Origin of the sequence: Herbaspirillum lusitanum (assembly GCF_046025995.1) — a bacterium.
GTDB classification, from domain to species: Bacteria; Pseudomonadota; Gammaproteobacteria; order Burkholderiales; family Burkholderiaceae_D; genus Herbaspirillum; species Herbaspirillum lusitanum_A.
Genome location: NZ_JAQQFM010000004.1, coordinates 303,189 through 329,077, shown reverse-complemented (window position 1 = coordinate 329,077; position 25,889 = coordinate 303,189). Strand labels below are relative to the sequence as shown.

The window sequence follows — 25,889 nt, the reverse complement described above, 5'->3', positions numbered from 1 at the left end:
CTATGAACAAGCGAACATCATTGATCCGTATGAGCGTTGCGATCTTCGGCATGCTGGCCCTGCAGGCGAGTTCGCTCGCGCGCGCCGAAGACAAGGTCACCCTGCTGAGCAACTGGTATGCGCAGGCCGAGCACGGCGGTTTTTATCAGGCCGTGGCCAAGGGCATCTACAAGAAATACGGCATGGACGTCAGCATCAAGATGGGCGGTCCGCAGGTCAATAACATGCAGATTCTGGTGGCAGGTCAGGCCGATTTCAGCATGGGCTACGACTTCACCGTGATGAAGGGCGTCGAGCAGGGTCTGCCGCTGGTGACGGTGGGCACCTCGTTCCAGTCGGACCTGCAGGGCATGATGACGCACGACGACGTCGGCAGCCTCGGCGGGCTGAAGAACAAGACCATTCTGGTGGCCGGCTCCGGCCAGTCGAGCTGGTGGCCGTGGCTGAAGTCGAAGTTCGCTTACACCGATGCGCAGACCAAGGCTTATACCTTCAATCTGCAACCCTTCTTCGCCGATCCCAACATCGCGCAGCAGGCCTACCCCTCGTCCGAATTGTTTCAGGCCGACAAGGCCGGCGTGAAGAGCAAATTCTTCCTGTTCGCCAACGACGGTTATCCGCCTTACGGCACCACCATCATCACACTGCAAAAGACCGTGGCGCAAAAGCCCGAGCTGGTGCAGCGCTTCGTGCAGGCCACCGCCGAAGGCTGGAAGAGCTATCTGGAAGATCCGGCCCCGGGCAATGCCCTGATCAAGCAGGACAACAAGAACATGAGCGACGAGCAACTGGCTTACGCGCTCAACAAGCTCAAGGAGCTGAAGGTGGTGACCGGCGGCGATGCGGCGAAATACGGCATCGGCACCATGACCGATGAGCGCTGGAAGAAAACCTACGACACCATGGTCGCGACCGGTCTGCTCAAGGCCGATACCGACTATCGCAAGGCCTATACCACCAGGTTCGTCAAGGACATGCACGTCATGCCCTGAGGCGGACGCGCGAATAACTGAGCCGCCCGGCCTGCGTTTGTGCGCAGGCGGGACGCCGATAAAACAGAAGCCACAGCGTGAGGACGCCATGATTCTGTACGCCCCACCCAAGACCGCGAGCCGCCTCCCGGTCATCGATTTCGCCGATGCCTTTTCTCCCGATAAGGCAAAACGCGAAGCGGTGGCCTGGGAGATCCACAAGATCTCGCGCGACGTCGGTTTCTTCTATCTGGTCAATCACGGCGTGCGGCAGCAACTGGTCGATGGCCAGTTCGACTGGACGCGCCGCTTCTTTTCCCTGCCGCCTGCGTCCAAGGCTGCGCTCGACATGTCGCATTCGCCCTCGGGCTATGGCTATGAACGCATGGGCGCGCAAGCGCTGGATGTGGATTCGCCGGCCGATCTGAAGGAGGGCTTTCAGTTCGGCTTCGACATCGCAGCCGATCATCCCTATGTGCAGCAGGGCAGTCTGCGCTATGGCCACAACCTGTGGCCGCAGGATCTGCCGGGTTTTCGCGAGCACGCTCAGCGCTATTACGACGCGCTGCGACAGCTCTCGCATCGTCTGCTGTCCGTCATTGCGCTGTCGCTGCATCTGGAGGAGGACTTCTTCGAGCCGGCCTTGCGCACGCCGATCGCCACGCAGCGCCTGCTGCACTATCCGCCGCAACCGGCGAAGACCGCGCATAACCAGATCGGCGCCGGCGCGCATACCGACTGGGGCCTGATCACGATACTGGCGCAGGACGATATCGGCGGCCTCGAAGTCTGCAATGCCGACGGCGACTGGGTGCGCGCCGCGCCGATACACGGCAGTTTCGTCGTCAATATCGGCGACTTGCTGCAGCGCTGGAGCAACGATTTGTATCACAGCAATCCGCATCGGGTGCTTAACGACAAGCCGCTGCCGCGTTATTCGCTGCCCTTCTTTCAGGACGGCGATCAGGCCCAGATCATCGAATGTCTGCCGACCTGCTGCTCCGCCGAGCGGCCGGCGCGCTACGCGCCCTGCAGCATCGGCGATTACCTGGCGGCCAAGGTGCGGGAAACCTTCGGCGCCGCCGGTGTGGCTGCCTGAAGCGGGCGCAACAACAGGAAAGCGTTTTAAGCGGTTTATCGAATCATCTGGCGAAGGCGACCGTGTTGGCGCGCCGGCCGGACATCCGGAAGACTGATGCGGCCTGCACTTCACTGGCATGCCGCCTGGCTCCGGATCTGTCATGGGAGTAGAAACATGCTGGTCACCAAACAAAAAGTCTTGCGCAAGTTCTGGTACGCGCTGATGCCGATCTCCATGCTGGAAGACGGCCCCAAGCCCTTCACGCTGCTCGGCGAAAACATCGTGGTCTGGCTCAAGGCCGACGGCAAGCCGGCCGCCTTGCAGGATCGCTGCTGCCACCGCACCGCCAGGCTGTCCAAGGGCTTTGTCGAAAACGGCAACATCGTGTGCGGCTACCACGGCTGGACTTTCGATTGCTCCGGCGCCTGCGTGCGCGTGCCGCAAAATGCGGATGGCGCGGTGCCGGCCGGCGCCATGGTGCCATCCTATTATTGCGAAGAGCGTTACGGCTATGTCTGGGTGGCGCTGGAAAAACCGCTGCGCGACATTCCCTTCTTCCCGGAAGAAACCACGCCGGGCTATCGCCGCATTTTCCAGTTCTATGAACGCTGGGACACCAGCGCGCTGCGCATGATGGAAAACTCCTTCGACAACTCGCACTTCAGTTACGTGCATCGCGCCACCTTCGGCCTGTACGACCAGCCCAAGCCGGAGAAGTATGAAATCAATGAAACCGACTACGGCTTCGAAGCCGAGACGCTGGTGCCGATCAAGAACGTGCCGGCCAGTTTCCGCGTCACCGGCACCACCGACGACACCACCATGCGTCACATGTTCAACCGCTGGTATCTGCCGTTTGCGCGCCGTTTCGGCTGCACCTATCCGGCTTCGGGCCGGCATCACATCATCTACAACTGCGCCACGCCGATCGACGACGGCTCCATCATGCTGGCGCAATGGCTGTATCGCAACGACACCGAAGAAGACTGTCCCGAGGCCGAACTGATCGCCTGGGATGCGCCGATTCTGGTGGAAGACCGCGAGATTCTCGAAGCCACCGATCCGGATGCCTGCATCGACGTGCGCCGCAAGCAGGAATTCCACATGGCCTCCGACAAGCCGGGGCTGATCATGCGCAAGATGCTGCTGCAATTGCTGGAAGAGCACGGCGAGAGCGAAGTTTTTCGCCGGCAGGATTGATTGCCAACCATGACCGGGCAAGGAGCCATGATGAAACGAGATGATCAGGCAATGCCGCAACTGGCGGCATTGGAACAGGGCGCCGACGCTGGCGTGGCCGGCAGCGATGCCGTGCTGAGCGCGCAGCGTGTCGAGAAGACGTATCGCAACGGCACGCGCGCGCTGGATGAGGTGAAGCTGGAGATCAAGCGCGGCGAGTTCGTGTCTCTGCTGGGGCCGTCAGGCTGCGGCAAGAGCACCTTGCTCAAAATGTTCGCCGGACTGGAAGAGCCTTCGCACGGCCATATCCGCTGGTGGGGCAAAAATCTGGCGACGGTGGGCACGCCCGGCCACACGCTGGCGATGGTGTTTCAGGAAGCGACGCTGATGCCCTGGGCCTCGGTCGAGCAGAACGTGCGGCTGCCGCTGGATCTGAAACACATGGCGCGCAACGAGAGCGATGCACGGGTGCGCGATGCCTTGAAGCTGGTCGGACTGGACAATTTCCACAAGGTCTTGCCGCGTGAACTCTCGGGGGGCATGCAGATGCGCGCGTCGATAGCGCGGGCGCTGGCGACGCAACCCAATCTGTTGCTGATGGATGAGCCTTTCGGCGCGCTCGATGAGTTCACCCGCAACCGGCTCGATGCCGACTTGCGCGACATCTGGAGCAAGCAGGATCTGACCGTGGTGTTCGTTACACACAGCATCTACGAGGCGGTGTTTTTGTCGAGCCGCGTGATCGTGATGGCGGCGCGCCCCGGCCGCATCATCGCCGATGTCGCCATCGATGCGCCCGGCCCGCGTGACGATGCCTTTCGCATTTCGGCGCCGTTCATGCAGTACTGCAAGACGCTGTCCGACTATCTGACGCTGGCCAACCAGGGAGGAGGCAGTCATGACGCCCTTGATCACTAAACCCGGATTCTGGCGCGTGATGGCGCCCTTGCTGATCGGTCTGTTCCTGCTGTTGACGTGGCAACTGGTCTGCACGCTGCTGGAGGTGCCGGCCTATCTGGTACCGACGCCGCTGCTGATCGCCAAGACGCTGGCGGCGGACTGGGGCTTGCTGCTCGACTCGCTGCTGGTGACGCTGAAGATCACTTTCCTCGCCTTTGCCTTCGCGGTGGCGCTGGGGGTGCTGATCGCCTTCATGTTCGTGCAGAGCCGCTTTGTCGAGATCAGTCTGTTCCCCTACGCGATCATCTTGCAGGTCACGCCGATTGTCGCGATTGCGCCGCTGATCATCATCTGGGTCAAGGACACCACGGCGGCGCTGGTGGTGTGCGCCACCATCATGGCGCTGTTTCCCATCATCTCCAACACCACGCTCGGGCTGCGCAGCGTCAACCCGGGGCTGCTGAATCTGTTCAAGCTGAACAAGGCGACACGCTGGCAGACGCTGCGCCGTCTGCGCATTCCCAGCGCCTTGCCTTACTTCTTCGGCGGCCTGCGGATTTCCAGCGGACTGGCGCTGATCGGCGCGGTGGTGGCGGAATTCGTGGCCGGCACCGGCGGCACCGGCTCGGGGCTGGCGTATCAGATTCTGCAGGCCGGTTTTCAGCTGAACATCCCGCGTCTGTTCGCCGCGCTGTTTCTGATCACGGTCACCGGCATTCTGCTGTTCTGGATGATGAGCACCTTGTCGCGGCTGGCGCTGGCGGGCTGGCATGAAAGCGAGATGAGCTGACCCATCCGCATCATTCGTCGAATCCAACCGAGAGAACCATGACTCGCACCACACTGATCAGAAACATCCACAGCATCATGACCGGGCTTGCCGGAAACGCTGCGCGCACGCCCGGCCCCGACATGCGCATCGTCGACGGCGTGATCGCCGCTATCGGCAAGCTGGCGCCGCAAGCCGGAGAACAGCAGATCGACGCCACCGATTGCATCGCCTATCCGGCCTGGGTCAATACGCATCATCATCTGTTTCAGTCGCTGCTCAAGGGCGATCCGCAAGGCATTGATCTGTCGCTGACGCCGTGGCTGGCGGCGACACCGTATCGCTATCGCGCGCGTTTCGATGCAGAACTGTTCCGGCTGGCGGCGCGCATCGGCATGGTCGAATTGCTGCGCTCCGGCTGCGGCACGATTGCCGATCACAATTATCTGTACTACCCCGGCATGCCTTACGACACCTCGGAGATTCTGTTCGAAGAAGCCGAGGCGCTGGGTCTGCGCTTTGTGCTGTGCCGCGGCGGCGCCACCCGCACCCGGCAGCTGGAGGCGGAACTGCCGAGCGCCTTGCGTCCTGAAACGCTGGACGGCTATCTGCAGGATGTGACGCGGCTGGTGCAGCGTTACCACGATCCGGCGCCGCAGGCCATGCGGCGGGTGGTGATGGCGCCGACCACGCCGCTGTATTCCGCCGCGCCGGAAGAGTTGCGCGTGATGGCGGCGGAGGCGCGTCGCCAGGGCATACGACTGCACAGTCATCTGTCGGAAACGGTGGGCTATCAGGACAGTGCGCAAGCCATGCACGGCTGCTCGCCGGTGGCGTTCGCGGCTCAGCATGACTGGCTGGGCAAGGACGTCTGGTTCGCGCATCTGGTCAAGCTGGATGAGGAAGAAATCCGCCTGCTCGGCGCCACCGGCACCGGCATCGCGCATTGCCCGCAAAGCAATGGCCGGCTGGGCAGCGGCATCGCCCCGATCCGGCAGCTGGAAGAAGCAGGCGTGCCGATTTCCATCGGCGTCGACGGCGCCGCCTCCAACGAAGCCGCCGACATGCTGTCGGAGACGCATGCGGCCTGGCTGATGCAGCGTGCCCGGCGCGGTCAGCAGGCGCAGCCGCAGTTTCGCGGCGGCCGCTTCGAGGGCGGGGCGGACGCGGCGACGGTGGAAGATGTGATCCGCTGGGGCACAACCGGCGGTGCGCGCGTGCTCGGGCTCGATGCGCTGGACGGCTTGCAGGTCGGGCAGCAGGCCGACATTGCGCTGTATCGTCTCGACGATCCGCGTTACTTCGGTTTGCATGATCCCGCCATCGGCCCGGTGGCCGGCGGCGGCCGGCCTTATCTCAAGGCGCTACTGGTCGGTGGCCGCTCGGTGGTCAGCGAAGACGCCATCCCCGGCGTCGATCTGGCCGAGCTGGGGCGGCGCGCGCGGCAGGCAATCGCTCAATTGCTGAAAGGAAACTGAGGCGCGCACTGAAGCCTGCGTGGCGTCCGCGCAGGTGGTCGCGAACAAATCCGGGGTCAATCTTGTCGTTTTGCCATGCTCCGGCAAGCGTGCACCGCGGCCGTCGGCCCGATTCACTGCGACTCGCCGCTATTTAGCGCCGCCGTGGCTCAGGGCCCCAAGCTAAAACTGCTAAAATGTCGCGCATGATTAAGCGACGCACTACCTCTTTTACGCCCGATTTCGATCTGGCCGGCGATCTGCCGGCGCGGACCCGCTCGGGTGACATCACGGTTGAAGGCGATAGCGAAGAGCTGACGCCGCTCGACCTGGATCTGACCAATCACTTCCTGATCGCCATGCCGTCCATGCTGGACCCGATATTCGGCGGCACCGTGGTCTACATGTGCGAACACAATCAGAACGGCGCGCTCGGTGTGGTGATCAACAAGCCGACCGACATGACCATGAACGTGCTGTTCGACCGCATCAATCTGAAGCTGGAAATCATCCCCGATACGCCTGAAGCGATGCCGGAAATGTATCGCCGCCCGGTGATGTTCGGCGGCCCGGTGCAGGTGGAGCGCGGCTTCGTGCTGCATTCGACCACCGACAAGTTTTCTTCCACGCTGCAGGTGACCGACGACATCGCGCTGACCACCTCCAAGGACGTGCTGGAAGCGGTGGCGCATGGCGATGGTCCGGATCAGGTGCTGGTCAGCCTCGGCTGCTCCGGCTGGAGCGCCGGTCAACTGGAAGAAGAGATCGGCCGCAACGGCTGGCTGACGGTCAAGGCCGACCCTTCCATCATCTTCGATCTGCCGGTGGAAAAGCGATTCGCTGCCGCGCTGCGTCTGCTGGGGATCGACCCGGTGATGCTGAGCGGCCAGTCGGGACGCGCCTGAGGCCGGCACGGTGGAAACAGTGCTGGCTTTCGACTTCGGACTCAAACGCATCGGCGTCGCGGTCGGCAACACCGGCCTCAAGCAGGCGCAGCCGCTGCAGGTGATCGCGGCCGCCACCAATGACGCCAAATTCGCCGCCATCGAAACCCTGATCAAGGAATGGCAACCGGCGCGCTGCATCGTCGGCCTGCCGCTGCATCCGGACGGCGCCGAGCACGAAATGTCGGTGCGCTGCCGGCGCTTCGCCAACCAGCTGCACGGCCGCTATGGCGTCACCACGGTGCTGGTGGACGAGCGTTACTCGTCGGCCGTGATCCAGCATCAGCGCGGCGAACGCATCGACGATCAAGCCGCCGCCATCATTTTGCAGCAATACTTTGACGATACTCATGAGCCACTCTAATACGCCCGACCAGCCGCTGCTGGACGCTTCGTCGCTGGACGCCGAAGCGCTGTACCGGAAGCTGTCACAGCAAGTCAAAACCGCGCTGCAAGGCGCAAGCAACGTCGCCATCGTCGGCATCCATTCGGGCGGCGCCTGGCTGGCCGAGCGTCTGGCAGACGAGTTGCAACTGAGCGAGCGTCTCGGTTTCATCGACGTTTCTTTCTACCGCGACGACTTTTCTGAAAAGGGCCTGCGTTCGGACGTCAAGCCGAGCCAGATTCCTTTCGACGTCGAAGGCAGCACCATTCTGCTGGTGGACGACGTGCTGTACACCGGCCGCACTACCCGCGCCGCGATCAACGAACTGTTCGACTACGGCCGTCCGGCGCGCATTCTGCTGGCGGCACTGGTGGATCGCGGCGACCGCGAACTGCCGATTGCCGCCGACTTCCTGGCCGGCACGGTCAAGCTCGACAAACAACAATCATTGCAACTGCAACGCGCCGATGACGGCGGCTTTTCCCTGACGGTGGTCCATGCTTAATCCACAACTGAACAAAAACGGCGAACTGCAACACTTGCTGACCATTGAAGGTCTGCCCAAAGCGATTCTGAATCACATTCTCGACACCGCCTCTTCCTTCGTCAGCATTGGTGACCGTGAAGTGAAAAAGGTGCCGCTGATGCGCGGCAAGAGTGTGTTCAATCTGTTCTTCGAGAACTCCACGCGCACCCGCACCACCTTCGAGATTGCTTCCAAGCGCTTGTCGGCCGACGTGATCAATCTGAACATCTCGGCCTCGAGCGCCAGCAAGGGCGAGTCGCTGCTGGACACCATCGACAACCTGGCGGCGATGCACGCCGACATGTTCGTGGTGCGCCATGCGCAATCCGGCGCCCCCTTCCTGATCGCCAAGCACCTGATCGACACCAAACAGTCGCACGTACACGTGATCAACGCCGGCGACGGCCGCCACGCGCACCCGACGCAGGGTCTGCTCGACATGTACACGATCCGGCACTACAAGAAGGACTTCACCAATCTGCGTGTGGCCATCGTCGGCGACATCCTGCACAGCCGCGTGGCACGTTCCGACATCCATGCACTGACCACGCTGGGTGTGCCTGAAGTGCGCGCCATCGGCCCGCGCACCTTGCTGCCGGGCGGCCTGGAACAGATGGGCGTGCGCGTCTTCCACAACATGGAAGAAGGCCTGAAGGATGTCGACGTGGTGATCATGCTGCGCCTGCAGAACGAGCGCATGAGCGGCGCCTTGCTGCCGTCGGCGCAAGAGTTCTTCAAGAGTTACGGCCTGACGCCGGAACGCCTGGCGCTGGCCAAGCCGGACGCCATCGTGATGCACCCGGGCCCGATGAACCGCGGCGTCGAAATCGACTCGGCAGTGGCCGACGGTGCGCAGGCGGTGATCCTGCCGCAGGTGACCTTCGGCATCGCGGTACGCATGGCGGTGATGGGAATTGTGGCCGGCAACTGAGTGGGTTGCGCAGACTAAAAGACTTGGCGAGAAAAGATTAACTGATGAAACTTCATATCAAAAACGGACGACTGATCGATCCTGCGAACGGCATCGATGCTCAGCAGGATGTGTATGTGGCGGCCGGCAAGATCGTCGGCATCGGCCAGGCGCCGGCTGACTTCACGCCCAACAAAACCATCGACGCCAGCGGTCTGGCGGTCATCCCCGGGCTGGTCGATCTGAGCGCGCGCCTGCGCGAGCCGGGTTACGAATACAAGGCCACGCTGGAGTCCGAAATGCAGGCCGCAATCCAGGGCGGCGTGACCAGCCTGGTGTGCCCGCCGGATACCGATCCGGTGCTGGACGAGCCGGGTCTGGTGGAGATGCTCAAGCATCGCGCCAAGTCGCTCAATCAGGCCCACGTTTATCCGCTGGGTGCGCTGACTGCCGGGCTCAAGGGCAAGGCCCTGACCGAAATGGCCGAGCTGACCGACGCCGGCTGTATCGGTTTTTCGCAGGCTGATGAACCGATACTCGACACCACGGTGTTGATGAGCGCGCTGCAATATGCGAAGACCTTCAACTACACGGTCTGGCTGCGCCCGCAGGATCCGCATCTGGGCCGCCACGGCATCGCCCACAGCGGTCCGGCGGCATCGCGTCTGGGTTTGTCCGGCGTGCCGGTGATGTCGGAAACCATTGCGCTGTACACCATCTTCGAACTGATGCGCGCCACCGGCGCCCGCGTGCACCTGTGCCGCATGTCGTCGGCCGCCGGTCTGGAACTGGTGCGCGCGGCCAAGAGCGAAGGCCTGCCGGTGACTTGCGACGTCGGCGCCCACCACATTCACCTGTGCGATCTGGACATCGGTTTCTTCGATTCCAACGCGCGCATGAACCCGCCGCTGCGTTCGCAGCGCGACCGCGAGGCGATTCGCGCGGCACTCGCCGACGGCACCATCGACGTGGTCTGCTCGGATCACACGCCGGTGGATGATGACGAGAAGTTGCTGCCGTTCGGCGAGGCGTCACCGGGCGCAACAGGACTGGAATTGCTGCTGTCGCTGTCGCTCAAGTGGGCCCAGGAAAACGATGGCGGCGACGGCAAGGAAACGCTGTCCAAGGCCGTCGCCAAGATCACCCATCGCGCCGCCAAGGTCGCTGGTCTGAAGGCCGGCAATCTGAGCGTGGGCAGCAGCGCCGACATCTGCATCTTCGATCCGCAAGCGATGTGGAAGGTCGAAGGCCGGGCGCTGGCCAGCCAGGGCAAGCACACGCCTTTCCTCGGCTATGAACTGCCGGGTGTGGTGAAGGCGACCGTGGTCTCGGGCCACCTGGCCTTCGAGCGCTGATCATGCAGGGCGGAGGGCAGTGATGTCGTCCGCCTTGTCTGATGCTTCATCCGGCGATCTGTTTTGACGTCGTAAAGCATCTGCTGATTGCGTCTTGCTGAATTTCATTTACCTCCACTCAACTTAGATCGCCTCATGTTCGTATTGCGCCTGTTGCGTCTGGTGACGCATCTGTTTGTCGGCATGGCGATCTGCGCCTTTCTGTTTCCGTTCACGAGTGCCAAAGGGCAAGAGGCGCATATCCGGCGCTGGTCGCGCCGCCTGCTGCGTATCTGCGGCATACACATCCGCATCGACAGCCCGCATCCCATTCCGCGTTCTTTGCTGATTTCGAATCACGTTTCTTGGCTGGACATCTTCGTCGTCAACTCGCTGCAGCCTTGCCGCTTCGTTGCAAAGTCGGACATCCGCGCCTGGCCGCTGATCGGTTGGTTATGCGCCAAGACCGGTACGATTTTCATCTCGCGCGGCAAGGCCAGCGACGTGCGACGTATCTTCAAGGATCTGGTGGACAGCATAGGGCGCGGCGAGCATGTGGCCTTCTTCCCGGAAGGCACGACTTCAGCGCAAGGCACGCTGCTGCCGTTTCATGCGAATCTGTTTGAGGCTGCCATCGATGCCAGGGTGCCGGTGCAGCCTTACGCGCTGCGCTATCTGGATCGCGACGGCAATCTGCACCCGGCCGCCAATTTCATCGGCGACACCACCATCGTGGACAGCATTCTGGCGATTCTGAAGTCGCGCGGCATGACCGCGGAATTGAAGCAGCTGGAAGTGATACCGACGGCCGGCGCGCATCGGCGCGAGCTGGCCAGGCTCGCGCACCGCGTGGTCGCGGGCGGCCTTGGCTATGCGGGGGAAGAAGAGATCAGCCCGGTTTCTGCGCCTGCGGGCAATCCACCTGAAACAAGGCCCGATCCTCAAGCCGCACCGCAGTAAGCTTGCCGCCCCAGACGCAGCCGGTATCGAGCGCAATCAGATTGGGGCGCAGCATCAGGCCCAGCGTCGACCAGTGACCGAAGACCACGGTCACATCCTCGGTCTTGCGGCCCGGCACCTCAAACCATGGCATCAGGCCCGGCGGCGCCGCGCCGGCGCTTTCCTTCACGCTGAAATCCATGGTGCCGTCGCCCTGGCAGAAGCGCAGCCGCGTGAAGGCATTGATGATGCAGCGCAGGCGCTCATAGCCTTGCAGATCGTCGGACCAGCGCGCCGGCTGATTGCCGTACATGTGACGCAGGAAGTTAACCCAATCGTCGCTGCGCAGCATGGTTTCCACCTCATGCGCCAGCGCCAGCGCCTGATCCAGACTCCATTGCGGCAACACCCCGGCATGCACCAGCAGATGCCCCTGCTCATGAATTGCCAGCGGCCGATGGCGCAGCCAGTCGATCAGCTCCTCCCGATCGGGCGCATTGAGGATATCGTCCAGCGTATCGCTGGCATGCGCCGGCCGTATGCCATTGGCCACCGCCAGCAGATGCAGATCATGATTGCCAAGCACGGAGTTGGCGCGTTCGCCCATGTCGCGCACGGTGCGCAGGGTTTCCAGGGATTGCGGGCCGCGATTGATGAGGTCGCCGGCGAAGAGGAGGAGGTGATCGTGCGGGGGCGAAGGGAGCCGCTTGAGCAATTGCTTCAGTTGACAGTTGCAACCTTGTAAATCTCCTAATGCAAAAAAAGTCACTGATTCAGTAGGTCGATTATTGGTCATGCTTGAGTTCGCCAGAATATGCCAGTAGTTGGAGATGTTATCGCTTTATATGTGAGTTTTAACCGACTTGTAAATAGACTGTAAGCACCAGAATATGGCACAATTCGTTCACTCATTGAACGAATGTTGCCTTTATTTTGGGTGAATGCCGGCGACCTTGGCTTTATTGGGAGGGGCAAATATGTCAGATCGTCGAGACCGTGTGAAGCAAGATATTTGCCTTCGAATAATGAAGAATCTACAAGATAGCCCCGAAATAAATCAAAGAGACTTGGCCAAGAAATTAGATGTGAGTTTGGGGAGTGTCAATTATTGCTTGAAGTCCTTGGTCGAAAAAGGGCACGTCAAAATTCAGAATTTTAAAGGCAGCAAGAATAAGCTTGGTTACGTTTATCTGCTCACTCCTGCAGGTATTGCTGAAAAAGCTATTTTGACCGCCTCGTTTTTGAGGTTGAAACTATTGGAGTACGAGCTATTAAAAGAAGAAATTGCGCTCTTAAAAAAAGAAGTCCGTAAAAATCAAGTGGCACATCAACTTGATGATAATTGATCTGTCAGGTTCTGGTATGTCCGCCGTTCCGAGCTAAGCAGCAACAGTAAAAGATGGAATTTTTCTAATGCCTAAGATTTTTATTGCCGGGCACCGCGGTATGGTGGGTTCGGCTATTGCTCGTCAACTGCTGGCCGATGACGCCGGTACAACACAGCTGGTCACTAGGGATCGTCATTCCCTTGATCTGACTAACCAGGCCGCAGTCAAAGCTTTCTTTGAGGAAGAGCGTCCGGATCAGGTCTATTTGGCTGCTGCAAAAGTCGGCGGGATTCACGCGAACAATACCTATCCGGCCGAGTTCATCTATGAAAATTTGATGATAGAAGCAAATATTATCGACGCTGCATTCAGGAGCGGAACGAGGAAGCTCTTGTTTCTGGGGTCGAGTTGCATCTATCCGAGAGAGGCTTCTCAGCCAATGCGCGAAGACGCGTTGATGACGGGGCCGCTTGAATCTACCAATGAGCCCTACGCCATAGCCAAGATAGCGGGTATCAAGCTTTGCGAGAGCTACAATCGCCAGTACGGTGCGAGTCATGGCATTGATTATCGGAGTGCCATGCCGACAAATTTGTATGGCCCTGGCGATAATTATCATCCTGAAAATAGTCACGTCATCCCCGCCCTGATCCGGCGGTTTCATGAGGCAAAGCAAAATGACGCGCCGTCTGTGACCATATGGGGTACCGGAACTCCAATGCGAGAATTTCTATATGTGGACGATATGGCTGCTGCCTGCATCCATATCATGAATCTGGATAAGCCTCGTTATGACGCGCATACGCAGCCTATGCTGAGTCATATCAACGTTGGTTGTGGCAGCGACGTCACCATAAAGGAGTTGGCGGTTACCATCGCGAAGGTTGTCGTCTATGGCGGTGAGATATTGTTCGATCCAAGTAAGCCAGATGGCACGCCTCGCAAGCTGATGGATAGTGGTCGTTTGAATCAGCTTGGTTGGGGGGCTACGATTGCTCTTGAGAGCGGGCTGCGGCTGGCGTATGAGGATTTTCTGAAAAATATTTACCAATGAAAGACGATACATCAATGCAACCGAAAGTCGCTTTAATTACCGGGATTACCGGACAGGATGGTTCTTATTTGGCTGAATTCCTCTTGGATAAGGGCTATGTTGTCCACGGTATCAAGCGGAGAGCGAGTCTTTTTAACACGCAGCGAGTTGACCATATTTATCAGGATCCACACATTGAGAATGCACGACTCAAGCTGCATTATGGCGACCTGACCGACACCAGTAATCTGGTTCGTATCATTCAGGAGGCGCAGCCTGATGAGATTTATAACCTCGGTGCGCAAAGTCATGTTGCCGTGAGTTTTGAGTCTCCTGAATACACTGCGGACACAGATGCAATAGGAACTTTGCGAATACTGGAAGCCATTCGTATTCTTGGTCTTGAGAAGAAAACCCGTTTTTACCAGGCAAGCACCAGCGAGCTGTATGGCTTGGTTCAGGAAATTCCTCAGAAGGAAACGACGCCGTTCTATCCCCGTAGTCCGTATGCTGTCGCCAAGCTTTATGCCTACTGGATTACGGTGAATTATCGCGAGGCTTACGGTATTTATGCTTGTAACGGCATTTTGTTCAATCACGAAAGTCCTCGCCGGGGCGAGACTTTTGTAACTCGCAAGATTACCCGGGGCTTGGCTAACATCGGTCAAGGACTGGAGGAATGCTTGTATATGGGGAATCTTGATGCGCTGCGCGATTGGGGGCATGCCAAAGATTATGTGCGGATGCAATGGATGATGCTTCAGCAGGATACTCCTGAGGACTTCGTGATAGCCACTGGAGTTCAGTACAGCGTGCGTCAATTCATTACTTGGTCCGCTGCGGAATTAGGTGTCACCCTGGAGTTCACTGGCAGCGGTATCGAAGAATGCGCGGTTGTGGCCGCTATAAGCGGTGACAAGGTTCCTGCACTTAAAGTGGGTGACATCGTTGTTCGGATTGATCCTAGATATTTCCGTCCCACGGAAGTAGAAACATTGTTGGGTGATCCTGCAAAGGCAAAAGAAAAGCTCGGCTGGGTACCAGAAATTACAGTGCAGGAAATGTGCGCAGAAATGGTCACTCATGATCTGGAGCAGGCGAAGCAACATGCTTTACTGAAGCACCATGGCTACAGCATCAATGTGAGTGTTGAATAGCCTTGTAATGCCGGTAAGCATTTTGTCCGTGTGTTTTTGAAACTCTTTCATTCTTTCATTTTAGGAGCGTAGTAATGCTCAAATTTGCCTTGGTCGGCTGCGGACGCATTGCGAAACGTCACTCTGAATTGCTCGGGCTGAAGCAAATCTACGGCGCTGAGTTGGCCGCGGTATGTGATATCGATTTGCCGAAGGCTCAGAAAATTGGAGAACAGTTTTCGGTGCCGTATTTTGCGGACATGCACGAGATGATGCGGTCGGCAGATATCGATGTCGTGGTAGTTCTGACCGAAAGTGGTAGTCACGCCAAGCACGTGGTTCAGCTTGCGCAATACCGCAAGCACATTGTGGTCGAGAAGCCGATGGCTCTGACTTTGGATGATGCTGATGCAATGATTCAGGCTTGCGATTTTGCAGGAGTGAAGCTGTTCGTAGTGAAGCAAAATCGCTTCAATGTTCCGGTTGTCAAGTTGCGCGAGGCGCTGGAGCAGGGGCGGTTCGGCAAGATATCACTGGGTACCGTGCGAGTGCGTTGGTGCCGTACGCAATCTTATTACGATCAGGCGCCTTGGCGCGGGACGTGGGCAATGGATGGCGGAGTTCTTGCCAATCAGGCAAGTCACCACGTCGATATGCTGGAATGGATGCTGGGTGATGTGGATAGTGTTTTCGCGAAAGGGGCGACTGCACTTGCAAACATCGAAGCAGAAGACACTGCCGTTGTAGTTCTTAAATTCAAAAGCGGTGCTCTTGGCATTATTGAGGCGACGACTGCGGTGCGACCCAATGACCTGGAGGGGTCTATCTCTATTCTGGGCGAAGGTGGTTCTGTGGAGATCGCCGGTTTTGCTGTAAACAAAATGAAGGTCTGGAGCTTTGTTGAGCCGCAGGCTGGCGATGAAGATGTAATGGATAAGTATTCGGTGAATCCGCCTAATGTGTATGGTTTCGGCCATCAAGCGTATTACGAACATGTCGTTGACGCCATTCGCGGGGAGCGGCAGCATCTGGTCGATGGCTTGCAAGGGCGCCGCAGCTTGGAGTTGATCAATGCCATTTATGAATCTATTGAGTCAGGCCGTGAAGTTCCTCTCAGATTCCGTCCTAAGTTCTGCCGGCTTGGAGAACGTTCGTGAGCAAGCCGGGGAAACCCAATCTGAAGGAGGTTGCAATTCGCGACGTTATTCTTGGTGAGAATGTCACCATTGTGCAACCTGCAAATATATATGGATGCATTTTGGAGGACGGCGTTTTTGTCGGCCCGTTTGTTGAGATTCAGAAAGATGTGCGGATTGGGCGTGGTTCTCGCATACAGTCCCATAGTTTTATCTGCGAGTTGGTCGACATCGGCGAGGCATGCGTGATAGCCCATGGCGTCATGTTCATCAATGACCTGTTTTCCACGGGAGGGCCTGCCAGGGGAAATAAGCAACTCTGGAAACCCACGAAAATCGGTGACCGGGTCTCCATTGGCAGTAACGCCACGATCCTTCCTGTGAGTATTTGCAGCGACGTCGTCATCGGCGCAGGAGCCGTGGTGACAAAAGATATTTCAATCTCTGGAATATACGCCGGGAATCCCGCGAAACTGGTTCGCGGAATGGATGAGGGAAGCCCTCTCTCCGAGACCTCTATTTGAACGATTTATTTACGCCTCTATGAAAAATCCAAGTGTCCCTTTTGTGGATCTGCATGCGCAATATCAGACTATCAAAGTAGAAATTGATCAGGCGATTGCTGATGTGATTGAGAATTCCTCATTCATCCGCGGAGCTCAGGTAGAAAGCTTTGAAAAGAATTTTGCGAGTCGCGTCGGCTCACCGCATTGCGTTTCCTGCGCCAATGGAACTGATGCACTATATATCGCGATGATAGGCTTGAAACTCAAGGCTGGCGATGAAGTCATTGTGCCTGCCATGTCTTGGATTTCTACCAGTGAGACCGTGACTCAAGCTGGAGGAACACCAGTATTTTGCGATGTGGACCAGGATACTTATACGATTGATCCTGATTGCATTAAACAGAAGCTCACGAGCCGTACGGTCGGGATTATTCCTGTTCATATATACGGGCAGCCGGCTGACATGGCCAGCGTCATGAAATTGGCAGAAGAACACAATCTGTGGGTGCTTGAGGATTGTGCACAAGCACACCTTGCCACCTTCAACGGCCGGACGGTCGGTACGTTTGGCGTTGCGGGCAGTTTTTCGTTTTACCCGGGGAAAAATCTTGGTGCGATGGGCGATGCAGGTGCTGTGGTCACCGCACATGCTGATTTGGCTCATTACATGACAATGTTTGCCCGTCATGGCGGAGTTCGTAAAGGTGATCATCAAATTGAGGGGATCAATAGCCGGCTGGATGGCTTGCAGGCGGCTATTCTCGATGTGAAGTTGCCTCATCTGGATCAATGGACAAAAGCGCGGCAGCGCGTGGCTGGCGTTTATCATGAGAAGCTCAAGGGTATTCCTGGCTTGACTTTGCCGATGTGTGCACCCGAGCGAGAGCACGTGTTCCATCTCTATGTCATCCGTCATCAGCGGCGTAACGAACTGGCGCAGTTCCTTTCCGAAAAAGGAATTCAGACCGTTATCAATTACCCCGTCTCGCTGCCGTTTTTGCCTGCTTACAAACGCTATGGGCATCAGCATGCCGATTTCCCCAACGCCTTTGCCTTGCAGGAGACCTGCTTGTCGCTTCCGATCTTTCCGGAACTGACGGCTGAGCAACAGCAATATGTTGTTGATTCCGTGGTTGAGTTCTGTGCTGGCACACATTGATCGGCCGTGAAAATGACTGAGTCGAGCACTTTCGCTTTGCCTCTCGTAGGTCGTTTCGGTCTGGCGCACAGTCTGCTGGCCTGGGCCAGATGCGAAGTCTGGTGCCGAGATAATTCGATTCCGATGCTATCCCCCAATTGGAATCATTTGCGTATAGGGCCCTATCTCCGCCGTGAGCGTGATAAGCGCGAATACCAGAGGTTTTTCAACTTTCCACATTACGTCACCGGTTTGCGGAGAGCTTGGCTGATTGCAAGCTTGCCGAAGATTAATGCGGTCGAGTTGGGCGAGAGCGGGAAAGTGCATCGCCAGCAGCGCCAATTGGTGGTGTTTGAAAATCTTGTCAGCGGCAACTTCGAGCAGCATTTCAAGGAGATTGAAGGTCGTTCTCCCGAATTGCTTGAAGCGCTTATCGCAATGACCAAGTCCCGCTATCGGCCAACAACTATTGAAGCCGCTCATGTTGCGATTCACATCAGATTAGGTGATTTCAGCGTGGCATCGAATGACGCGTCGATTCGAGAAGGCTCAAAGAACACGCGCCTGCCTGTCCAGTGGTACGCCGAAATGCTGCTCCAGTTGCGTTCAGCATTGGGCAGGGAAGTACCTGCACTGGTGTATTCGGATGGGGATGATGGTGATTTGCAGGCGGTGCTGACGTTGAATAATGTTGCCAGAGCTCCCAAGCAAGCCGCAGTGACCGATTTGCTTTCTATAGCGCAGGCTACGGCATTGATCTCCTCTGGGTCGGGCTTTAGCATCTGGGGCTGCTTCTTGGGGCAGGTTCCTCGTATTTGCTTTCCGGGCCAGCGACAAATACGTGTTCTGGGGGCGCCGTCGCGTAGCGATCTCGAACCGGAAATTGATTTTCAACAGACAATTTCGTCCGATTTCATTGAGGCCGTTCGTCAGCGGTCGGGCATCTAATATCGTGTCTCAATTTTCCAGGAATACGGCCGTCATGCTGAGGGGCGCGATTATAGCGCAAGGCATTGCCTTTGCCGCGCTGCCTGTTATGTCGCGCTTATATTCTCCGGATGCTTTTGGCACCTTGCAGTCGATGCTTTCCATCGTTACGTTGTTGCTGGTGGGATCTTCCTTGCGGTTTGAAATTGCAATTCTTTCGGCGAAACGACATCAGCTCAGACATATCGTGAAGGCATGTTTGGTGCTGTGTTTCGTTACAGGGGCACTTTCGCTGGTTATTGTTACAGCTCTGTGGTTTGCGTTTCCAGCACTGGTGTTGAAGTTCGGCGCTTATGTATTTCTTATTCCATTGACCTTGCTATTGTCCGGTTTGGGACAAGTGGTTAACAACGTCTGCTTGCGGCTGAAGACCCTATCGAAGATCGCGAATGGAAAAATCGGACAGTCAGGTGCCTACGTGGCAGTCAGCATAGGCGCAGGAGCGGTGCTTCCGTCAACCTTGAGTCTCGTGGTGGCGGATGCCTGCGGACGGGCTGCGCTTTTGATTTTTTCCGTCAAGTCGGAGGTCGCGCGCTTTTTGCGCGCTTTGCCTGCGATGGGAAGGCGGACATTGGCAGTTTGTCGGATACATAGACATTTGCCTCTTCTTTCTATGCCGAGCGCCTTGATCAATGTCCTCGGAAGCTCATTTACCAGTGTCATGCTGCTAGCAGTGTTTCACGCTGGAGAGGCTGGAAATTATGCGCTGATTGATCGAGCCCTCGGTGCGCCTATCACAATGCTGGCGACCGCTCAGTCTCAGGCTTTCATGTCTTTTCTTGCGAACAATGATGCAGATGGTGCCCCCCGCGTGAAACTGATGGAAATTGCGCGCTTCAATGCCCTCGTGGGTCTTGTTCCGATGATCATTTGCCTGTTTGCCGGGCCGAAGCTTGTGGTGTGGATTCTTGGACAAGATTGGGAAGTGGCTGGCCGCTTTGTCCAGGTTCTGGCGCCTCTGTATTACATTACCTTCATCACCACTCCTTTCAACATGACCCTCGTAATTATGGGTAAGCAAGGATGGCAATTACTGTGGGATATAGCGCGCTTAGCGGCTTTGGCTCTAATGTGGCTCTTCATCATCAAGATGAAGTTGGGATCGATGAGTGCCGTCATCTTGTTTGGAGTGATTTCATCCTTGCTTTACTTGATACATATTACTTTGTCGTATGTATTGTTGTCCCCCGTTGCGAAAGGACGGGGATGAACGACAGTGAAATTCGGATCGTGCGGGTGGCAGATGTCAGCATATCGAAGGCTAGGATAGGGGTTGTCCTGGCATCTGCTATCTATTTTGTTTGTCTTTATTACGTCTACGTCTTTAAGCTCAGACGTTGGGATTATCTCGGCTTTCCACTGGGAGACTACAACGTCGGCGAATTGCTTTATTGCTTCGTCCTGGCAATGATTCCGGTGGTGCTGTTTCCCATGGCGCTCCGCCGCCTGTCGCTTTTCGTAATTTGGTTCGTTTATTACTTTATCTATGTACCGGCACTGCTATATCCGGTGATGCAAGGGTATCGGGAGGATATGCTGCTGCTTGCAACTGCGCTATGCGTGAGTATGCTGCTGCTCTTTGTCTGTTCGGGAGTCTCTACCGCCCGCATTGAGATTCGTTTGCCGCGTCGTTGGTTTTCTCGGCTGTTCATCCTGACTTATATTGTATCGGTCGCTTACGTATTTTATGTTTTCCGGGATGCCCTTTCGCTGGCCGACATCACGGATGTCTACGGTCAACGCGCTTTGGCTGATATTGCAGCGGAGGGAACGCAGGTTGGCTACGTCACGGGCATCATGTCTGGCGCGCTGAATCCATTCCTGATAGGAGTAGGACTTATCCATCGACGCTACGCACTACTGGTGTTGGGGGTGTTAGGCCAGATATTTATTTACGCCACCTTTGCGCTCAAGTCGGTATTGTTGTCGATAGGTGTGATTCCTATGATGTATTTTCTGGTGTTCCGCAAGAAAAGACCAAGCGCTGCCGGAGTATCCTTATTTTGCATAGTCATGATGATTGCTCCGCTGATCTTGGGCATCTTCCTCACCGAAGACGACTCTGTGCTTTATGAAAACTTCGTGGCGCTTGTTTACATGCGAATTTTCGGAATGGTGGGAGCACTTACCGGTGCTTACTATGATTTTTTCAGCCAAAGCACAGTCACGCTTTATTCGCATATCAATATTTTGGGTAAACTTTTCGGATATCCGTATTCGATGCAGATTGGCCAGGTAATCGGTCAATTCATGGGCCTGGACATGAATGCAAACGCCAACTTCTTCGCGACTGATGGGTTGGCCGCAGCCGGGCTGTTAGGTGTAATTCTTATTGGTGCCATCGTAGGACTTTGCCTTCGAGTATTCGATATGGTCGTGCCGCCGCGCAACGTAAGGTTGATGTGCGTGATTGCAGTGCCCAGCCTCGTGAATTTGGCGAACTCATCCTGGTTCACCACCTTGCTAACCGGTGGTTTTCTGGTGCTGGTCATGTGTTCGGCGTTCTGGACGAGCGGGGCCCAGCAAAAAGTATTGAATTTGAAAGAGGTCAGTTGATGCGTTTATTCCAATTGATGCCTCTCGGCGATGCTTATCTTCAGTACTTTTCTACAAAGCACGGCTGGCCTTCGTCAGCTGATTCAGAGCAAATCCGTCAACATTTGTTGTCGGATCGTTTTCTGTCGTCACACATTTTGGAGCCTATTGATCAGCGCAAGGAGTGGGCATTTATCTCTGTTCCCGATGATATGCACTCTCAGCGCACTTGGGCTAAAGAAAAGGGCATGCCGGTCAGTGCTTCTACGGAAGAAATTGTTCTGGCTCAAATTGAAGATCATCGGACAGAGGTTTTTTATAATCATGGTCCGATAACTTACGATTCTAAGTTCATTCGTCGTTTGCCGGGTACCGTCAAGGCATCTCTTTGCTGGATTGCGTCTCCGATAAAAGGCGCCGATCTGAGCTCACATGACCGTTGCCTCTGTAATTTCCAGGGATTGTTGGAGCAGTGGCAAAAGCTGGGACTCAAAACCGCTTGGTTTGAGCCTGCACATGACCCTGCCGCATCGGAATATGTCAAAGGGCGCGATCGCCAGGTTGATATCGCGTTTGCAGGTGGTTACAGTCGCCATCATGTCAAGAGAAACGACTTGCTGAAGCGGATCTCGAAACTTGGAGATCGATACGATGTGCGTTTTCATTTCCTTCTCGGAAAGGCCGCGCGAATTGTCAATCATAATTTCCTGTTTCGCCGCGCATTTTCAGACTTAGCTATCGACTCTGACTTGCGTAAGGTAACTCGTCCGCCCGTATTTGGACGTTCACTGTACGAGTTGTTTGGCAATGCCAAGATCGTGATTAATGCTGCGATCGACATGGCGAGCCAGTACCGTGGGAATATGCGGTGCTGGGAGGCGATGGGATGCGGTGCACTCATGTTGTCCGATGCGGGTATCTATCCCGAAGGGATGACGGCAGGCCGCGATTTTGAAACTTATGTCGATGCGGATGATGCAATCATGAAGATCGAAATGATTCTTGCCGATTACGGCGGTTGGTTTGCAATGGCGGAGTCTGGTCGCAAGAATATTGAGAATTGCTACACAAAAGAACATCAGTGGCGAGCGTTTGAGAAATTGGTGGAGTCGATCTGAGCGATATGGAAGTGTTGGCAGAGAAGAACTACCTGTTCTCATCTTATAGAAATTGTTATTGCGGTTATTGGATTGAAAAATGATTCAGAACATTACCAAGGATTCGATGACGTTGGCCATCATCATCCGAACACAGTATCGAAAAGACGGCATTGAATTTTTCACGCCAGATGATTTTTCCCAGCAACTGGCGTACATGAAGCGGCCAACGGGCTATGTGATTCAACCGCACGTTCACAATCCGGTGAAGCGCGAAGTGCAATTTACAAAAGAAGTCCTCTTCATCAAGTCTGGCAAGGTGAGAGTAGATTTTTATTCCGAAGCTCAGGAGTATCTGGAAAGCACCGAACTGAATGCCGGAGATGTCATTTTACTGGCCTATGGCGGTCACGGATTCTATGTCGTTGAAGAAGCAGAAATCATTGAAGTCAAGCAGGGGCCATATGCCGGAGAGCGAGACAAAACCAGATTCGGACCTATCGAGCATAATCAAGTGAAGTTGATTGAGGACAAACAATAATGATCCCAGTAAATGAACCGCTGCTAAACGGCAACGAAAAGAAATATCTGGCTGAATGCATCGATACCGGCTGGATATCTTCAGAAGGACCTTACATCAAGCAGTTTGAAGAGCAATTCGCTGCAAAAATGGGGCGCAAGTTTGCTATTGCCGTATCCAATGGAACGGCTGCACTTGATCTCGCGGTTGAAGCACTGAATCTGCAGCCGGGCGATGAAGTAATCCTGCCGACGTTTACCATTATTTCCTGCATCAGCCAGATCGTCCGTAGAGGCGCAATACCCGTGCTTGTGGATTGCGATCCCGATACGTGGAACATGACGGTCGAACAAGTACGTCTAAAAGTTGGGCCTCGCACCAAGGCTCTGATGATTGTCCATATCTATGGCTTGCCAGTCGATGTCGCTCCTTTGCTGGCGCTGGCTCAAGATCGAGGCCTCGCTGTAATTGAAGATGCAGCGGAAATGCATGGGCAAACCTATAACGGCAAGCCCTGTGGAAGCTTTGGAGATATCAGTGTATTCAGCTTTTATCCCAACAAACACATCACCACCGGCGAAGGTGGCATGGTGTTGACCGATGATGAGGTAATTGCCAAAGAAATCCGCTCTTTACGTAACTTATGCTTTGAGCCGCCGCGCCGTTTTGTACACGAGCGCCTTGGCTGGAATATGCGTATGACCAACATGCAAGCTGCGCTGGGCGTGGCTCAGTTGGAGCGGCTGGATGAGTTCGTGTTACGTAAGCGTCGGATGGGAGCCGTTTACACTGATCTGCTTTCCGGTGTGAGTGGAATTCAGCTTCCTTTGACGAGGACCAGCTATGCAGAAAACATCTATTGGGTATTCGGAGTGGTACTCGATGACAGCGTGAGTTTTGATGCCATAGAGGGAATGCGCAGGCTCGCAGAAAAGGGAGTAGGCTGTCGCCCCTTCTTTTATCCTATGCATTTGCAGCCGGTGTTGAGAAAGATGGGGCTGTTCAAAGGGGAGAGTTATCCGGTCGCAGAGCGCATTGCCGAACGAGGATTCTATATCCCAAGCGGCATGGCGTTGACCGAGGTGCAGATGGAAGAAGTGGCTGCGAAGCTCAAGGAGATTTTGAAATGAGTGTTTTTGGGGCCTACGCTCGTTACTACGATTTGTTGTATCGCGACAAGGACTATGCAGGTGAGGTTGAATTTATTGCCTCGTTGCTGCGCAAGCACGTGCCAAGAGCTGAGAGTATTTTAGAAATGGGCTGCGGTACCGGAATTCATGCGCAGCGCCTGGTGGAAAAGGGATATACAGTCCACGGCATTGATTTGAGTGATGACATGCTTGCGGCCGCCAAACAGCGGGTAGAAGCGCTACCGGCAATGCGGGAACGATTGACATTTGATTCGGGCAACGTTCGCACCTATAAAGCGGGCCTCAAGTTCGATATCGTGATTTCGTTATTCCATGTTGTAAGTTACCAGTCGACCAATGCTGATTTGAGAGCAATGTTCCAAAACGCGGCTCAACATCTTAAGGATGGTGGTGCTTTCATATTCGACTTTTGGCATGGGCCGGCCGTCTTAACCGAACGGCCATCTGTTCGCATGAAACGAATGGAGTCCGATGAAATTGCAGTCACCCGCGTGGCAACTCCTTCAGTCAATATGATTGAGAACTATGTGGACGTGCGCTATGACATTTTTATTCGTGACAAGAAGACTACCTTCGTGGAAGAGTTGAGTGAAACGCACCGCATGCGGTATCTGTTCCTTACGGAAATCGAGATGCTCGCGCGTGATGCCGGCCTTAATTTTGTCTCATCGTGTGAATGGATGACCGGTCAAGCGGCATCGGAGCAAACATGGGGTGTCTGTGCGGTATTGTCTAAATGAAGTCCATTGGTATTTTTCTCGGAATCTCTCCTAACGCCGGAGGAATGTTTCAGTACGCGCAATCCTTACTTGAGGGCCTTCGGCAATATAGTCAATGCGGTGCACGAGTTGAAGTCGCGTATGTTGAGCCTCTGTGGGAACCCATTTTGGCCCAATATCCGTATCGTGCATCGCGTATGCGGTCGGGAAGGGTCGGCATGCGCATGGCGACTTTATTTCTTGTGTCTGGCATGCCTGCGTGGATTTGCAAGAAATTATCTGCTCTCAATCCCGTTGTTCGTGGCCTCGTGGCACTGGATTGTGAGATGTGGTTGTTTCCGGCTCAGGACGCGCTAACTTATCAGGTCCCGTTGCCTGCGATTGGCACCGTGCACGATCTGATGCATCGCTATGAATCGCACTTCCCCGAAGTATCCAAAGCAGGTAGGTTCAGAATTCGAGAGCATCGTTTTGGAAGTCTGGTGAAGCAGGCCAAGCTGGTTTTGGTGGATTCGCAACTGGGCAAGCAGCATGTCTTGGATTCTTACGGTGGTAATCCCGATAAGATTTTTGTCCTGCCGTATATCGTGCCGACGTACATCACATTGCCGGAACCGGCTGATTTCGCCGAAAAATATCGCCTACCTGCAAAGTTTATTTTCTATCCCGCCCAGTTCTGGGAGCACAAAAACCATCGTCGCTTGCTGGATGCAGCTGCACGCGTGGCGGAACGGCATTCTGATCTGCATCTCGTTTTCAGCGGCGGCCGGCGTCATTTGTATGAACAGGTTAAGGCTCATGCCGACGAGTTGGGACTTGGCGGCCGAGTGTTGTTTCCGGGTTTCATTCCCGATGTCTATCTGTCGGGTTTTTATCGTCGAGCCAGAGCGCTCATGATGCCAACCTTCTTTGGCCCGACGAACATTCCACCGCTGGAGGCATTCGCCTGTGGCTGTCCTGCCGCTGTTTCAAACATCTATGCGATGCCCGAGCAGGTGCGGGGCGCTGCCTTGCTCTTTGACCCACTATCTACTGATGATATGGCAGCAGCGATGGAGGCTCTGTGGACCGATGATGATCTGTGTGAAAGATTGCGAGCGGCAGGTCTCAACCACGCAGCACAATGGAATCAGGTGCAGTTCAACGATACCTTTGTCGGAATTCTAGATGTAGCCGGCAACAATTTGTCGTTAGCGGCTTGATGGCGG

Annotated in this window: 27 protein-coding genes; 26 read left to right on the top strand and 1 reads right to left on the bottom strand. The window is 55.9% G+C overall.

Annotated elements, in window-relative coordinates; all coding sequences use genetic code 11:
* Positions 1–2: 2 nt before the first annotated feature.
* The 12 genes from PQR62_RS10105 (at position 3) to PQR62_RS10050 (ending at position 11,416) form a co-directional block, all read left to right on the top strand.
* A complete protein-coding gene (locus PQR62_RS10105; protein WP_408157433.1) occupies positions 3–992 on the top strand; it encodes an ABC transporter substrate-binding protein in 990 nt (329 codons plus the stop codon).
* Between the two features lie 88 nt (positions 993–1,080).
* On the top strand, positions 1,081–2,070 hold the full coding sequence (locus tag PQR62_RS10100; protein WP_408157431.1) for an isopenicillin N synthase family dioxygenase: 990 nt from the start codon (positions 1,081–1,083) through the stop codon (positions 2,068–2,070).
* A 156-nt stretch (positions 2,071–2,226) separates the two neighbouring features.
* A complete protein-coding gene (locus PQR62_RS10095; protein ID WP_408157429.1) occupies positions 2,227–3,252 on the top strand; it encodes an aromatic ring-hydroxylating dioxygenase subunit alpha in 1,026 nt (341 codons plus the stop codon).
* A gap of 30 nt (positions 3,253–3,282) precedes the next feature.
* A complete protein-coding gene (locus tag PQR62_RS10090) occupies positions 3,283–4,149 on the top strand; it encodes an ABC transporter ATP-binding protein (RefSeq protein WP_408157885.1) in 867 nt (288 codons plus the stop codon).
* Positions 4,130–4,921, top strand: coding sequence for an ABC transporter permease (locus PQR62_RS10085; protein WP_408157427.1), 792 nt, complete (start codon positions 4,130–4,132; stop codon positions 4,919–4,921). Before PQR62_RS10090 ends, PQR62_RS10085 begins: the two co-directional genes overlap by 20 nt.
* 38 nt (positions 4,922–4,959) lie before the next feature.
* Positions 4,960–6,378 carry an amidohydrolase family protein gene (locus PQR62_RS10080; RefSeq protein ID WP_408157425.1) on the top strand — a complete coding sequence of 473 codons (1,419 nt, stop codon included), beginning with the start codon at positions 4,960–4,962 and terminating at the stop codon, positions 6,376–6,378.
* 338 nt (positions 6,379–6,716) lie between these two features.
* A complete protein-coding gene (locus PQR62_RS10075; protein WP_408157883.1) occupies positions 6,717–7,262 on the top strand; it encodes a YqgE/AlgH family protein in 546 nt (181 codons plus the stop codon).
* 10 nt (positions 7,263–7,272) lie between these two features.
* Positions 7,273–7,665 (top strand): Holliday junction resolvase RuvX, encoded by a 393-nt coding sequence (ruvX, locus tag PQR62_RS10070; protein ID WP_408157423.1) that lies wholly within the window; start codon positions 7,273–7,275, stop codon positions 7,663–7,665.
* Positions 7,652–8,191 (top strand): bifunctional pyr operon transcriptional regulator/uracil phosphoribosyltransferase PyrR, encoded by a 540-nt coding sequence (gene pyrR / locus PQR62_RS10065; RefSeq protein WP_408157421.1) that lies wholly within the window; start codon positions 7,652–7,654, stop codon positions 8,189–8,191. The genes ruvX and pyrR overlap by 14 nt, the downstream gene beginning before the upstream one ends.
* Positions 8,184–9,143: an aspartate carbamoyltransferase catalytic subunit gene (locus PQR62_RS10060; protein WP_408157419.1), complete on the top strand. Its 960-nt coding sequence runs from the start codon at positions 8,184–8,186 to the stop codon at positions 9,141–9,143. Before pyrR ends, PQR62_RS10060 begins: the two co-directional genes overlap by 8 nt.
* A 44-nt stretch (positions 9,144–9,187) precedes the next feature.
* Complete coding sequence (locus PQR62_RS10055; protein ID WP_408157417.1) at positions 9,188–10,477, top strand: dihydroorotase; 1,290 nt, start codon at positions 9,188–9,190, stop codon at positions 10,475–10,477.
* Positions 10,478–10,612: 135 nt separating this feature from the next.
* Entirely contained in the window at positions 10,613–11,416 is an 804-nt protein-coding gene (locus tag PQR62_RS10050; protein ID WP_408157415.1) for a lysophospholipid acyltransferase family protein, read from the top strand.
* Here PQR62_RS10050 and PQR62_RS10045 read toward each other — a convergent pair.
* Positions 11,346–12,191, bottom strand: coding sequence for a symmetrical bis(5'-nucleosyl)-tetraphosphatase (locus tag PQR62_RS10045; RefSeq protein WP_408157413.1), 846 nt, complete (start codon positions 12,189–12,191; stop codon positions 11,346–11,348). The two genes, PQR62_RS10050 and PQR62_RS10045, sit on opposite strands and share 71 nt — an antisense overlap.
* Positions 12,192–12,336: 145 nt before the next feature.
* Between PQR62_RS10045 and PQR62_RS10040 the strand changes: the two genes are divergently transcribed.
* The 14 genes from PQR62_RS10040 to PQR62_RS09975 all read left to right on the top strand — a co-directional run bounded on the left by PQR62_RS10040 (position 12,337) and on the right by PQR62_RS09975 (position 25,883).
* The gene (locus tag PQR62_RS10040) at positions 12,337–12,741 is read left to right on the top strand and encodes a MarR family EPS-associated transcriptional regulator (RefSeq protein WP_408157412.1); all 405 of its coding nucleotides are present in this window, start codon (positions 12,337–12,339) and stop codon (positions 12,739–12,741) included.
* A gap of 67 nt (positions 12,742–12,808) precedes the next feature.
* The gene (gene fcl / locus PQR62_RS10035; RefSeq protein WP_408157410.1) at positions 12,809–13,777 is read left to right on the top strand and encodes a GDP-L-fucose synthase; all 969 of its coding nucleotides are present in this window, start codon (positions 12,809–12,811) and stop codon (positions 13,775–13,777) included.
* Positions 13,774–14,913, top strand: a complete 1,140-nt coding sequence (gene gmd / locus PQR62_RS10030; protein ID WP_408157408.1) for a GDP-mannose 4,6-dehydratase — start codon at positions 13,774–13,776, stop codon at positions 14,911–14,913. Before fcl ends, gmd begins: the two co-directional genes overlap by 4 nt.
* Before the next feature lie 74 nt (positions 14,914–14,987).
* Positions 14,988–16,049, top strand: coding sequence for a Gfo/Idh/MocA family protein (locus PQR62_RS10025; RefSeq protein ID WP_408157406.1), 1,062 nt, complete (start codon positions 14,988–14,990; stop codon positions 16,047–16,049).
* Positions 16,046–16,552, top strand: coding sequence for an acyltransferase (locus tag PQR62_RS10020; protein ID WP_408157404.1), 507 nt, complete (start codon positions 16,046–16,048; stop codon positions 16,550–16,552). The genes PQR62_RS10025 and PQR62_RS10020 overlap by 4 nt, the downstream gene beginning before the upstream one ends.
* A 19-nt stretch (positions 16,553–16,571) precedes the next feature.
* A complete protein-coding gene (locus tag PQR62_RS10015) occupies positions 16,572–17,693 on the top strand; it encodes a DegT/DnrJ/EryC1/StrS family aminotransferase (RefSeq protein ID WP_408157402.1) in 1,122 nt (373 codons plus the stop codon).
* Positions 17,694–17,699: 6 nt separating this feature from the next.
* Positions 17,700–18,620 carry a hypothetical protein gene (locus tag PQR62_RS10010; RefSeq protein WP_408157401.1) on the top strand — a complete coding sequence of 307 codons (921 nt, stop codon included), beginning with the start codon at positions 17,700–17,702 and terminating at the stop codon, positions 18,618–18,620.
* Positions 18,621–18,654: 34 nt separating this feature from the next.
* Positions 18,655–19,869, top strand: a complete 1,215-nt coding sequence (locus PQR62_RS10005) for a lipopolysaccharide biosynthesis protein (protein WP_408157399.1) — start codon at positions 18,655–18,657, stop codon at positions 19,867–19,869.
* Positions 19,866–21,215, top strand: coding sequence for a hypothetical protein (locus PQR62_RS10000; protein ID WP_408157397.1), 1,350 nt, complete (start codon positions 19,866–19,868; stop codon positions 21,213–21,215). The genes PQR62_RS10005 and PQR62_RS10000 overlap by 4 nt, the downstream gene beginning before the upstream one ends.
* Complete coding sequence (locus PQR62_RS09995; protein ID WP_408157395.1) at positions 21,215–22,312, top strand: glycosyltransferase family protein; 1,098 nt, start codon at positions 21,215–21,217, stop codon at positions 22,310–22,312. Before PQR62_RS10000 ends, PQR62_RS09995 begins: the two co-directional genes overlap by 1 nt.
* Positions 22,313–22,391: 79 nt before the next feature.
* A complete protein-coding gene (locus PQR62_RS09990; protein ID WP_408157393.1) occupies positions 22,392–22,832 on the top strand; it encodes a cupin domain-containing protein in 441 nt (146 codons plus the stop codon).
* Complete coding sequence (locus PQR62_RS09985) at positions 22,832–23,941, top strand: DegT/DnrJ/EryC1/StrS family aminotransferase (protein ID WP_408157391.1); 1,110 nt, start codon at positions 22,832–22,834, stop codon at positions 23,939–23,941. Before PQR62_RS09990 ends, PQR62_RS09985 begins: the two co-directional genes overlap by 1 nt.
* The gene (locus PQR62_RS09980; protein ID WP_408157389.1) at positions 23,938–24,702 is read left to right on the top strand and encodes a class I SAM-dependent DNA methyltransferase; all 765 of its coding nucleotides are present in this window, start codon (positions 23,938–23,940) and stop codon (positions 24,700–24,702) included. The genes PQR62_RS09985 and PQR62_RS09980 overlap by 4 nt, the downstream gene beginning before the upstream one ends.
* Before the next feature lie 203 nt (positions 24,703–24,905).
* On the top strand, positions 24,906–25,883 hold the full coding sequence (locus PQR62_RS09975; RefSeq protein ID WP_408157387.1) for a glycosyltransferase family 4 protein: 978 nt from the start codon (positions 24,906–24,908) through the stop codon (positions 25,881–25,883).
* Positions 25,884–25,889: the final 6 nt, after the last annotated feature.